The organism is Bacillus cereus group sp. BfR-BA-01310, from assembly GCF_022664325.1.
GTDB classification, from domain to species: domain Bacteria; phylum Bacillota; class Bacilli; order Bacillales; family Bacillaceae_G; genus Bacillus_A; species Bacillus_A paramycoides.
Genome location: NZ_JAKUHD010000005.1, coordinates 159232 through 172944, shown reverse-complemented (window position 1 = coordinate 172944; position 13713 = coordinate 159232). Strand labels below are relative to the sequence as shown.

Below are 13713 nucleotides of genomic sequence, written 5' to 3'. Positions count from 1 at the left end.
TGTTGTCATCGTCATCATCCACGGTCACTCACCCCCTTTCAAAGAATACAAAAATCCGCCCCTATAAATAGGGACGGATTTTTTCCGCGGTACCACCCAAATTGTCATACTGACCATCTTAGTCCTGATAACGGTAGGTACCGTTTGCTTTTACTAATTATCACGTTCAAAGCAACACTCACAGGTGTCCTTCCATCATGCGGTATCGCAATCTTCCCAGCAACCGATTGCTCTCTGTAGACCCTTGCATCATGTACTTTTCCTGATCATCACTTTTTATATTTACAGAGTATTCTATCTCTTTGTTTTATAAAACGCAAGCCTTTTTTTCAATATGTTCTGATTTTTCACATCCATCTTTGCACAATCTCCTCTAAAGCCATTCCCCGAGAGCCTTTCAATAATACAATATCCTTTTCATTTATTATTTCTAAAATCTTCGCTGCTACTCCATCTTTATTTTGAAATGATTGCACTTGATTTTTAGGATAGTTCTTCTTTGCTTCTTCCGCTATCATCATTGAAAGCTTACCATACGTAAAAACGTATTGAATTTTCTCTGGACTTAACATTCTTCCGATTTCTCTATGATATGCCTCAGCTTCATTTCCTAACTCCAACATATCCCCAATTACAATGATTTTTTTCTCATAAGTATTTAACTTCTCTAATGTTTCAATTGCTGCTGTCATTGAAGATGGACTCGCATTCCATGCATCATTAATAATCGTAAAACCTGATTTTGCAGATAAAAATTGAAAGCGCATATCTGTAATGTTTATTTGTCTTAACGCCCGCTTTATTTTCTCTGTGGGCACATTATAAAATTGACCTATAGCTATTCCGATGATTACATTTAATATATTATGCTTCCCATGCAAAGAGACGTCATACTGTACTTTTTTTGATTCATTTAATTTGAAATGACTACCATATTCATTTAATCGTACATTCGTAGGATAAAGATCATTTGTATCCTTTTCACCAAATGACTTATATTCTATACCTAGCATTTTATTATTTTGAGAAAGTAATGGCTCATCACCATTATATAAAAATAAACATTTTTCTTTGAATCCGTCTATAATTTCTAATTTAGCATTCGCAATTCCTTCTCTTGATCCAAGCGTTTCTAAGTGAGACTGTCCAATCATTGTAATTATCGCTACATCCGGCTGCGCTATATTTGATAACTTTCGAATTTGTCCTTCTTCACTCATTCCCATTTCTAGTATTAAAAACTCCGTATCTCGTTTCATTTCTAAAATCGTTAACGGCAATCCAATTTGACTATTTAAATTACCTTTCGTTTTATGTACGTTATAAGTTGTACTTAAAATCGTCCCTATTATATCTTTTACTGTTGTCTTTCCATTACTACCAGTAATTCCGATTACTTTCACATTAAGTTCATTTCGGTAAAATCGTGCTAATTGTTGTAGCGCGAATAGCGTGTCATCTACAAATATAATCGGTATTCCTTTTGGTGGATCACCGTGAGATTTTTTCCATAAGCACGCAACTGCCCCATTCCTCATTGCCTCTTGTACGTAATCATGCCCATCTTTTACACGTATAATTGGTACAAACAAATTTTCCTCTTGAGTTTTTTTAGAATCAATTGACACTCCCACTGCAACTAATTTATAAAACAACTCATGTAGCCCTTCACCATCTACTACTTCTTCAAGTTCTTTCAAACTAATTTGAATCATACTATCACCTTTTCTATTTTATTACATAAATTTAAGTTTTTTACACATATTAATATAAATTTCATAGCGGAGGTGTGCATATGAGAAAAACGATTAGTTTCTTTTTCCTATTGTTATGCATAGTTGCAGTTAATGAAACGTATGCTTATTCCCCAAACTCTTTACCAGTCTCTCAAAACTCTAATCAATGGCAAGTGAATATTGATGAAGTGAAAAAAACGGGTGGAAAATTTTTGCAACCTAAAAAAGGTGTATTTCAAACATATCATTTCTCTGTAAAAAATCTTGGGAAAAGCGAAGTATATAACGTACAAGTTGAAGTCTTCCGCAATGAACCAAATACGAAAACAAAATATGAACTCTTTTCCCTAAAAGAAAGTCGTCTAGCAAGCGGAAAAACTGGATTTGAACACGCTAATTTCCCTGTTGCTACAAAAGCCGATAAGGTTGACGTTATCATTACGTGGCAAGAACATCCTTTCCGCTCTATGAGAAACGGTCAAAAAGTTGAAGCTAGAAAGTTTAAAGAGCATTTTGTTTTTAAAGAAGCGACAAAGTAAACTTGTTGATATATTTACATTATCGCCGATATAAATAAATTTTCTAGTACCGGTCCTTAAACAAATCAAAAACGTCGTGGCTTATAAATGCCACGACGTTTTATATTAATTCGTACTAATTCCTCTCGCAGTCCAAATACGATCAATTTCAGCTGCGTGTTGTCCGCCGTATAAAAGAGCATCTGCTTGCTTAATCGCTTTTGCTCCATCACGGAATTTCGCATTTGGTGTTAATGACCAATGTGATTGTAAAATAATTTTTGTTGCTACATCACGTCCAAAAGCTTGTGCCATTTCGTATTGACCTTGAGCCCAAATTTCCCCATCATCGTGTACTTCATTTGTTATATCTTTTGGATATACTTTATTATTATCTAATCGGCGTAAGCACGTTGGATCTGAACTAGAGTAAGCAGTCGCATCCCATTCTCCAATGCATGCTTTTCCGTAACCCGTCGTTGATACCGCATCTTCATACGTTGCGCCTAAGAAATCACCAAATCCTTCTCCCATCGCTCCGCCTTCTGCTGAACTTCCGAATCCAGGTACTTGGTTATCTTGAATCGAATGCCCGTATTCATGTGCGATAATGCCAGCATCTTCTGCATCATCTACTCCGCCAGTACCGAAAGTTAAAGCTTTCGTTGATGGAGAATAGAATGAATTATCATCAGTTGTACCATTTACATTCACTTTAATGGAACGATTATTAATATTTTTAAAGCCTAATCCTTGAATGTAACGCTGTAATGTATCGATATGATAATATGACATAACATCTTCAAAACTATCATTTGCACGTGTATAGTTAAATTGTAGATTTGTAGATTTCGTCTTCGCTTTTGAAGAAATCGTGACATACTCCCCAATTAAAAATCCTGTACCATCTAGACCTTTTAAAGTAACTGTTTTTAGTTGATTATTTAACGCTGTAGAATCTGCATCATTATTATCCTTTAACCCTGCTAAACTACCACTTGATACGACAGGGTTAGGTAAAAATACTTTCCCAGTTCCTTCTGCTTTTCGGTTTATATCAACCTTTTTAATTAACTTTCCGTTTTCCGCATCAATAAATGTTTCCCATGCACCAAATGGATTATTAGAATGGACTACAACTTTGTATACTGGGATAGCGATTCCCTCTTCAATAATATATCCGAAGTCTTTCTCTGTAGGAGCCCATAGATTTTGCTCACTTTCTCCTCCAACATACGCCATTGATTTTTGTTCCGCATCTTTTTCACTAATCTTGTTCGTTACTTCCTTCACACCTTTAACAGACTGATAATCAGAAACTGCCAGCACTCCTTTTCCCTCTCCATTAAGAGTAACTGTTATTTGTTTTGAAAATACAGGAGCACCATTGACTACTTGTTGAAACCTAACGTATGAAGCTACTGACGTTTCTGTTGTAGAAATATATTGTAAGTCTGAAAGGTCTGGCTTTAATCCATACTGATCAGCATTCCCTTTTAAATATTCAATTGCCTTTTTCTGTGGTGAATAAGCTTCTAACTTTACTTCCTGTTGTTTTTCAAGTGCTGAAACAGTAGAAATTGTCCCCATTACTAATGGCACAGTCATTGCCATTGCCACCATTTTTTTGTTTAACATAAAACCACTCCCCCTAATAAATTGAAACCTTTACCCCATTCCTATAAGGCTATTACTGTCCACAAGTAACGAAATAAAGTGAATCTACGAGTAATTCTATATGAGCAAATATATTACCTTTACATTTAAGGTGAGTGAAATTTTCTCAATATTTATGTGTAAAACGAGAAAAATAATGTAGAAATATATTTCTTTATTAATTCCCTTAACCATATACTTTTTAAATTAATGTATTAAAAAACAGGCTGTTTTTTACCTAACGGTAGGTTGAAAATATTATTAATGAATGATACGATTTATGTAACCTTTTTTATTAGGAGGATTTATTATGAGCAAAAGTGAAGAAACACTCTCTTCGATAATTGAGGCGAGTTACCGCTTATTCGCTGAGAATGGTATCGCTAAAACAACTTACACGATGATTGCTGAAGAAGTTGGTATCGCCAAACCATCTATTTATTACTACTTTAAATCTAAAGGCGCATTAATCGAAGGTATTTTTAATGAATTATGCAAAGCAATGCAATTCTCTTCTTTTTTCCATACAGAAGAGTTTACGCATGAAAATTTTATTGAGAAATGTATTGAAATTGGATTCAAAATGATTGATGAACAACGTAACGATCCTTATTTTAATCGTGTGTTGCAAGAATATGTTTTACTTTCTTCTAGAAACGATATGTACAAAGATCGATTACTAACTGTGCAAACAGAATATTTAAACGGATTTGAATCACTCCTCATAAAAGCAAATGAACTTCAACTCATTCAAAATAAAAATCTAGTTTCAAAAGCTCATATGTTAGCGTTAGTACTTGATAATATCGGAAGTTATATGATGTTTGATATAAATATGGATTATAAACAAATATGGATTGAAGCTGTTAACAGCATATTTGAAAGAAGTGATTCTTATGAAAAGTAAAAAACGAATTATCGGCTTAGATTTTGCTAGAGCTTGGGCGATGTTTGGAATGTTGCTAGTTAATTTCATGGTGATAACAGGGGCGGAAGGAAATGGTCCTCCTCTGTTAAAAACCTTTATGTCACTTTTTGAAGGTAGAGCTTCTGCCTTGTTTGTTATACTTGCTGGGATTGGCATAACTTTAATGACTAAGTCATCTGTTGCTAGCCACGAGAAAATAAAAATTAGTAATAGCCGAAAAATGATATGGAAACGATCACTATTCTTATTTATTTTAGGACTATTATTGTACGTAATGGAATGGACGGGGGATATATTACACTACTATGGCGTTTATCTTTTCATTGCTGCATTACTAATTACTGTACGAAGAACTATATTAATATGGCTTTCTATCATTATTCTACTCACTGCACAATATCTCCAACTTACTTTCAATGCCTTCGAAGGATGGGGAGGCTCTACTCCATTTATAAACTATATAGACTTTTGGACAGTAAAAGGATTCCTTCGCAACTTATTCTTTAATGGCTATCACCCTATTTTCCCATGGTTTTCATTCTTCTTAATCGGTATGATAATTGGCAGGTTAGATCTTCATAATATAAAAATTAGACATTGGTTGTTCTTACTCGGTATAACAACAACCGTAATTATAGAGCTATTATCCAAAGTATTAACACAGCTATTTATCCCATACATTGGTGAAGAATCATCTACATTTTTGTTTAACACAGGACCCATTTTACCCAATATATTATACGTCGCATCAGCTACAGGATCTGCTATTGCTATATTAATAATTTGCCTCCATCTTGCTGAAAAATATGAAAAGAATTGGTTTATTACGGCCATTGTACAAACAGGCCAACTCACATTAACTCATTATGTAAGCCATGTATTTATCGGTATTGGGACATTGATTCTATTAAATAAGATGGAACATCAAACACTACTTTTCGTTTTATTATTTGCTACTGGATTTTTCATTTTCAGTGTATTATTTAGCACTTTATGGAGAAAGAAATTTTCTAGAGGCCCTATCGAATGGATTATGAGAAAATTAGCCGGATAATTTCTCTTCATACAAAAAGGAAGTTGGAATCGTTCATTCCAACTTCCTTTTTATTTAATTAGCTGGGCTCAGTTTGATTCGAACTTTTGTCTCACCTAATGAAAGTTCATCATCTTCTTTCGTTAATGCACGAAACGTAAATTGTTTTACGAGTAAATTTTCTTCTAATAGCCCTTTATGGTTCGTTAATGTATGCTCCAATTCATCTTCTGTATCAAGAACAACATCAACTCGTAAGTTAACCGGTAAATTCAATTGTTTACGATATTCTTGCACTGCTCGAATGAATTCACGAGCCACTCCTTCTTGTAACAATTCCTCCGTTACATTCGTGTCTAACATTACTGTATACTGTCCATTAGTCGTATTTGAGAATCCTGATTTCGCTACTTTTTCTACTAATACATCTTCAGACGTTACAACTACTTCTTCCCCTGATGCTGCTTGATATGCTGCTCTTTCAGTTGAAACAAAGTTCTGTACTTCTTCTTGCGATAATTGTTTTAGCCACCCATTTACTGCATTCACATTCTTACCGAACTTCGGTCCCGCTGTTTTAAAATTCAACTTTAATTGATATGATGTGTATTTCGTTTCATCCAGTTCAACATGGAACGCTTTAACATTTAGCTCATCCATTACGATATCACGATAAGATTCCCAATCGATATCATTTTCCTTATGCTCAAGTAATACAAGCTCTGCTAACGGCTGTTTTACTTTCAATGAATGTTGATTGCGATTACTTCTCCCAAGTTCAACAACTTGTAAAACAGCGTCCATTTCTGCTTCTAACTTTGACTGAATAAGTGATTCGTTTACAACCGGATAATCTGCTAAATGAACACTGCTTCCTTCTAAATTTAGATGAATATCCTCAGCTACAAACGGTGTAAATGGTGCGATTAGTTTACTAATTGTAACAAGTACTTCATGTAGAGTTGCATAAGCAGCTGCTTTTTCAGGATTCATTCCTGACTCCCAAAAACGATTGCGTGAACGTCTTACATACCAGTTACTCACTTCATCTACGAGCGCAGCAATTTCACGAGCTGCATTCGTAAATTGATAATCATCTAGTGCAGTTCTTACCTTTCTCGTTGTGCTGTGCAATCTTGATAACACCCATTCATCTAATTTCGTACGTTTAACTTCATATTTTTCTTTCGGATTATATCCATCTAAATTTGCATATAAAACATAGAAGCTATACACATTGACTAACGTATCTACAAATTTAGATTTCGCTTCTTGTACTGTTCTTTCAGAAAATCGTTTCGCATTCCACGGAGCACTGTCAACGAGTAAAGCCCACCTTAGTGCGTCGGCACCAAACTTCTCTACTAAATCCACAGGATCAAGTGCGTTACCTTTACTTTTAGACATTTTCTGTCCTTCTTCATCTAATACATGCCCTAATGATAATACTCGTTTATATGGTACTTTCCCTGTATATAGCGCTGATACTGCTAATAAACTATAAAACCAGCCGCGTGTTTGATCAATTCCCTCTGCAATTACATCTGCTGGAAACTGTTCTTCAAACAACTCTTTATTTTCAAACGGGTAATGATATTGCGCAAAAGGCATGGAACCACTATCAAACCAAACATCAATTACTTCTGGTGTTCGATTCATTGAACTTCCACATTTCTCACAGCATACTTGTACTTCATCCACATATGGCTTATGCAATTCTAAATCTTCAGGTGTTTCTTTTGTACTATGCTTTCTTAATTCATCAATACTTTTCGGTGCGAATTGATGATCGCAGCTTTCACATTCCCATACGTTTAACGGTGTTCCCCAATATCTATTTCGGCTAATATTCCAGTCCACCATATTTTCTAAAAACTTCCCAAAGCGTCCATGCTTCATATTATCTGGATACCATGTGACAGTATCATTATTTTGTAAAAACGTCTCTTTAATCTCAGTTGTTCGAATTAACCAACTTTCTCCTGCATAATAAAGTAACGGCGAATCACAGCGCCAACAATGTGGGTAGCTATGTTCATATTTTTCTTTATGATATAACAAACCTTCTTTAGCTAAATAACGGACAATATCAACGTCACATTCTTTTACAAACTTACCTTTTAGAAATGGTACTGCTTCTGTATACTCACCCTTCTCATCTACAACATGTAAAAATGATAACCCTTCATTTTGAACGACTCTATAATCGTCCTCTCCATATGCTGGAGCGATATGAACGAGTCCCGTACCACTATCTGCAGTAACAAAGTCTGCCGCAATAACACGGTATCCATTTGTAACTTCTTTCATCGGAAACGGTGCTGTATATGAAATATTTAATAATTCTTCTCCTTTATGAACAGACATTACTTCATAATCTTCTTTTAGCACTTCTTGCACACGGTCTTTAGCAACAATATACACTGATTCTTCTTGTATTGCTTTTACGTATTCCATATTCGGATGTACGGCAAGTGCAACATTCGCTGGGAGCGTCCACGGTGTTGTCGTCCATCCAAGGAAATATTCATTTTCACTATCTTTCACTTTAAACTTAACCGTTGCGCTTAAATCTTTAACCGTTTTGTATCCTTGTGCAACTTCATGTGAACTAAGCGATGTTTGACAGCTTGGACAGTATGGTGAAACTCTATGCCCTTTATATAACAAGCCTTTTTCATGAATTGTCCCTAAAATATGCCATACACTTTCAATATATGGATTCTCTAAAGTAACGTACGGATCATCCATATCTACCCAATATCCAATACTCTCCGTAAATTCACGCCACTGCTTCTCATATGTGAATACACTCTCTTTACACTTTTGAATAAACGGTTCAATTCCGTATTCTTCGATTTCATGTTTACCTGAAATGCCCAGTTGTTTTTCAACGCCTAATTCTACAGGTAATCCATGTGTATCCCATCCGGCTTTTCTTAATACTTTATATCCAGCCATCGTTTTATATCTCGCTACTAAATCTTTAATCGCCCGCCCAAGTGCATGGCCGACGTGTGGTAATCCGTTCGCTGTTGGTGGCCCTTCATAAAACACAAAAGATTGTGCACCTTCTCGATTCTGAATTGATTGCTCGAAAATACTTTGTTCATTCCACTGCTTACGAATACGTGTTTCTCTCCCTACAGCTGACTCTTTTACATCTACTTTCTTCATCTACAATCACTCCTTTGAATTTTTTAAAAGCACACAAAAAACCCGTCCCTATGAAGTAGGGACGGGTTTACCCGCGTTACCACCCTAATTCTATTAGCTTTTCACTAATAGCACTTAGCAACGTACTAACATACGCGTTCTTTGTAACGGTAGACATCCGTCCGAGCTTACTTTATTCAGCCACGGCTCCTCGGAGATGATTTTCAAATAACGTCTGCACACCGGCTTTCAGCAATACACCGGCTCTCTGGGGAACAGCTCACTATTTTACTCTTTCTCGTCTTCAGATTTGTATACTTTATTAAAAGTTATTTTATGCCATTTAACAATTAATTGTCAACTAATTCAAAATATATTTTTATTTATATCCTTTTTCTCTATTCGTATACATTTATTTTTCAAATTCTCGCAATCCCGATAAATCTTCATCTTCCTCTGCAAGTTCAGCAAAAAATCCGGTTTCATCTTCACGAAGTACAATTCTAAGTTCTTCTCTTGCCTCTTCATTTCTGCTTAATACAGCTAAGTAACAAGCATGATCATATCTTGCTAACAAGTTAGTAACATCAATATCTAATATTTCACTTGTTATCTTTTCTGCCTTTATCGTTTGTCCAGCTCTATGATATGAAGATGCTAAAGTAAGAAGAATTGCCGTTTCATTTGGATGATGTATAGTAGCACCTTCTAATAAATGAATCGCATCCTCAAACCTCTCTTGACTTTGGTACATTTCTCCTAAAGCAAGGAATCCTCTACTTACGAATGGCGTTTTCTCAATTAATTGTAAGCAAATTTTTTCGGCTTTTCTTTCTTCTCCAGTCTTACATAATACATTCGCTTGTAAAAGAAGCGTATCATAATCATCCGGTAACTCTCGAACCATTTGTTTCGTTAATTCGAAAGCATCTCGTAACATATCTTCTTCCTCACACTCAATGAAAAGACTTACAAGTTGCTTCGCTACATCATAATCCCACTTATTTTCTAACGACGTTTGTAATATCTCTATCGCTTCTTTATTCATCGCTGCATTCTCGTAAAATATCGCGAAACGCTGCGCTGCCATACTATTTTTCGGGTTTAACTTTAAGGAAATCTCAAATAAATCAATAATAACTGTAATCATTGAAATTTCCTTCGCACGATTTTTCATGCGATAAAATGCTCTTGTAAATATAGATTTTTTCGGCTGTTCATTTTGCTGCCTTTCTACTAATCTTTCGGCAACCGCAGTAGCTGCATAAACAAATGCTGTACTTCTTTCTGCTTTTCTCACCTTTAACGTATGAAGTGTGTCTCTTATTTGGGATAATTTTTTATGTTGCTCCATTGCTTTTACGTACACACCAAATATACGTTCACTTTCCAAATCTTTATGCATTACTTTCAACGCAACTTCGATTGCTTCTGCATTCTGCTTTTTAACAAGTACTTTCGCATAATGATATAGTACTTCCACATGCTCTTCATCTATCTTCATTGCGTATTCGATATATTCTTTTTCTTTATCTATGTCATTCATCGCACCAAACACGTATGCAATCGCATCTAAACGCCATATTTCAGAAACTTCTTCCGCTAATTTTTCTAATTCAATTAGCAATTCTTCTTGAAGATTCATTTCTACGGAAAGCTGCGCCAAATATTCCATATTAATATGCAATGGCTCTTCTTTCATCGCCTGTACCATATGACTTTGTTCTTTGAAACGATTCTCTTCTTTTTCATATATTTCAGCAAGCTGTAAATGTACACCTATGAAATTCTCATCTATTTCTAAACATGTTTCATATGCATGCTTCGCTTCTTGAAATTGCCCTAGCGCCATGAATGTTTCACCAATACGGAAATACGGCAATGAATCCTGTTTTTTCTTAAGTGCATCATTATATCGTTTTATCGCCTGGTCATACTGTCCAATAGATTCATATAAAACACCAGCGTAACAACCGTATTCAATTACTTCCGTTTTTTCTTTTTCTAACGTTCTTAAAAAAGCTATGCCTCGTTGCACAAAAGCTGTGTCTTTTATTCGACTTACATACTCATCTAACACACTGGATATATTAGCGTATACTCTTCGTATACCGTTCTCTAATTTAGAAAGTGCAAGTTTTAATTCTTTTTCATCCCCGCCTAATGCAATTTCAGCATCCCATAGCACCATGCCAGCATTCATAAGGAAATCTTGATTGTCTTCAAATTGCTTATTGATACTAACAAGATAGTTTTTGGCATCCTCATATTGTTCTTTTGCCATATAAACTTGAATTAAACCGAAATGAGAATATACATCTTCATTATTTTCTTCTAAAGAACGCTTATAAATAGTTTCTGCTTCTTCAAGTTCATCGTTTTGAAAATGAACATCTCCTAAACGAACATATAAAGACGCCTGATCTTCACAATTTTGAATTCCTTGTAATAAAATTTCCTTCGCACTATTCCCATCATCCAAATCTGATTCATAGATTTCCGAAAGCTTCGTATATACATACGCTGCCGTTTTATCTAATTGAATCGCCACTTTAAGTCCTTTTACCGCCAAATACACTTTTCCTAAATGCTGAGCACATCTTGCACGTTCATACCATATGTGCGCTTCATATTTATATTCTTTTAATAAATCATTAAAGAATCCATATGCCTCTTCATATCGTTCTAAATCTATTAATATTAAACCGTGATTTACAAGCGTAAACCTTTCTGGACTACGTTCTATAGCTGTTAGAGAATACTCTAGCCCCTTTTCAGATTGATCCATATACATGTATGATAAAGCTAAGAAACTCCACGCAACTGGTTGGTCTGCATCCAATTGTAATGATGAACGAAAACTAGCAATCGCTTCTGCATAATTATCTTGTTCAAAAGAATAACGTCCATTTATAAAATGATATAACGCTTGATTGTTTTTCTTCTCCACACTTTGAAGCATTTGTCCTGCTTTCTTCATATCTTGCAGGCGAATAAAACACTGTGCACTATGCAATTTCACAAAGTCAGAGCTCGGAAACTTCTCCATTAACTTTTCTATACAAAACTGAATAAACTCTTTATCTACTTCAGCATCTAAATGTTTAATTGTATATAACCAAGTGTTTGGATTTTCACTTGTTTCTTTTAAAAATAGTATCAACTTTTCAATTCCCTCTTTATCTTGCTCATCTAAATGATCTGTAAGAGAAAAAATTGATTTAAAATAATTATGTTCTTCCACACTTAAAAAGGAAAGCTGTCCTATTCTATCTTTTGGCGTAAACGTAATAGCTAAACAATCTGTATAACGATATTTTTCTTGCAACTTATCATATTCTACAAGAATCGGTTCTAAGAAATTCGGATCTTGAATATAAAAAGCTTGTAACACATTGTCATAACCAGAAAGTACTTGTACATGGGAAGCGTGATCAATATCTATACTTAATAAAACGGGAATACCTTGATCAAGTAACTTCTTATAATTCTCTTCATTCCCTTTAAAATAACGATACTCGTAACCTAATTCTTCTAAATACGTAACTGTATCTGAAAACTTGGAACCTGTTACATCAAAAATATGCTTTGCAATTTCGTCTTGCGTGCGGTTTTCTCCCCATAATCCTAACATCATTTCCAAACTCGTCGGAACACAATAGTTATCCTTTTGTACAATTGGAACTAACGGTAACCGGACCTTTTTTCCATCCGGATTTTTTTCTATATGATGATATAAAGAATTTTTCAAACTCGATTCTACTTTCAATAGTGCTTGTAACTCTTTAATCTCATTCATTTTATACAATGCTTCTGCACGTAAATGTATGAAATAAGTTGTGTAAGCGTGATACGAAAGCATTTGATTCATATTATCTATTACCGCTAACATTTCTTCAAAACGCTCTAAATCTAATAAATATTTCACCTTTTCAAAATGGAAGTATGGTATTTGTGGAAACTTTGCAATCGCATCGTTAATGAGTTGTAATGCTCGCTGCTGTTCTCCTTTATATGCATATAATTGTGCTAGTAAATATGTAGCTAACTCTTCACAATCTTTATGCTGCTGTCCAGCTAAAAGTTGTTCCTCTGCTTTCTCCCACTCACCGGTCTGTATATATAAGTAACCCCATTTATCAAAAACTGCATGCGTGCTATACTTTTCTGCCTTTTGCATATAGGCATATGCCTCTTCATTTCGCTTCATATCTAACAAACATCTAACTAACGTAAAATATGCTTTCGCTAAAACATCAGCATCAGTTTCTTCTTCATTTACCTCTTCCAAAGAATTTTTTAACAATTGTTCTGCATCAAGGATTTTACGCTCATCAATTAACTCATCACAATACAAAGAGAGCGTTCTCATATTTGGGAACTTTTTATAAGTGTAACGAATTAAAAAGGAGCTATATTGATGCATTAACCCTTCATCAGCAAGGCGAATTAATATATCAAACTCTTTAGGTGATGAAACGTTAGAAAGCCAGTTCTTCACGTATGATAATTTATTCGTTTCTTTTATATGTGCAATTTCATTATTTATCTCCTGTAATCCATCTATAAATCTCTTTTCCTTCAAACAAATTTCTAATTGCTTAAAATCTAGCATGCATTCACCTCAAATAATTATTTATACTGCCATTTGCAAGCAGTATTCTAACCTACTTGCTTAGATTTTAC

7 protein-coding genes and 2 other annotated features are annotated in these 13713 nt (G+C 34.8%); of the genes, 3 read left to right on the top strand and 4 right to left on the bottom strand.

The annotated features are described in order from the left end of the window. Positions 1-66: 66 nt before the first annotated feature. Positions 67-279 (bottom strand) — a binding site (T-box leader). Between the two features lie 68 nt (positions 280-347). Then, a complete protein-coding gene (locus MR109_RS13395) occupies positions 348-1715 on the bottom strand; it encodes a UDP-N-acetylmuramoyl-tripeptide--D-alanyl-D-alanine ligase (RefSeq protein ID WP_242272360.1) in 1368 nt (455 codons plus the stop codon). An 80-nt stretch (positions 1716-1795) separates the two neighbouring features. Between MR109_RS13395 and MR109_RS13390 the strand changes: the two genes are divergently transcribed. Then, entirely contained in the window at positions 1796-2275 is a 480-nt protein-coding gene (locus MR109_RS13390) for a hypothetical protein (RefSeq protein ID WP_242272357.1), read from the top strand. A 105-nt stretch (positions 2276-2380) separates the two neighbouring features. On the opposite strand, the gene MR109_RS13385 is transcribed toward MR109_RS13390, so the two are convergent. Then, a complete protein-coding gene (locus MR109_RS13385; protein WP_071719987.1) occupies positions 2381-3892 on the bottom strand; it encodes a M36 family metallopeptidase in 1512 nt (503 codons plus the stop codon). Positions 3893-4220: 328 nt separating this feature from the next. On the opposite strand from MR109_RS13385, the gene MR109_RS13380 reads away from it, so the two are divergent. Together MR109_RS13380 and MR109_RS13375 are read left to right on the top strand one after the other, a co-directional pair. Beyond that, the gene (locus tag MR109_RS13380) at positions 4221-4817 is read left to right on the top strand and encodes a TetR/AcrR family transcriptional regulator (RefSeq protein WP_242272356.1); all 597 of its coding nucleotides are present in this window, start codon (positions 4221-4223) and stop codon (positions 4815-4817) included. Beyond that, positions 4807-5892 carry a DUF418 domain-containing protein gene (locus MR109_RS13375; protein ID WP_142322881.1) on the top strand — a complete coding sequence of 362 codons (1086 nt, stop codon included), beginning with the start codon at positions 4807-4809 and terminating at the stop codon, positions 5890-5892. Before MR109_RS13380 ends, MR109_RS13375 begins: the two co-directional genes overlap by 11 nt. 54 nt (positions 5893-5946) lie before the next feature. Here MR109_RS13375 and ileS read toward each other — a convergent pair whose 3' ends face one another. Both ileS and MR109_RS13365 read right to left on the bottom strand, forming a co-directional pair. Then, a complete protein-coding gene (gene ileS / locus MR109_RS13370; RefSeq protein ID WP_242272354.1) occupies positions 5947-9048 on the bottom strand; it encodes an isoleucine--tRNA ligase in 3102 nt (1033 codons plus the stop codon). Between the two features lie 54 nt (positions 9049-9102). Then, positions 9103-9341 (bottom strand) — a binding site (T-box leader). Positions 9342-9439: 98 nt separating this feature from the next. After that, on the bottom strand, positions 9440-13642 hold the full coding sequence (locus MR109_RS13365; protein WP_242272351.1) for a bacteriocin-processing peptidase family protein: 4203 nt from the start codon (positions 13640-13642) through the stop codon (positions 9440-9442). Positions 13643-13713 lie beyond the last annotated feature (71 nt).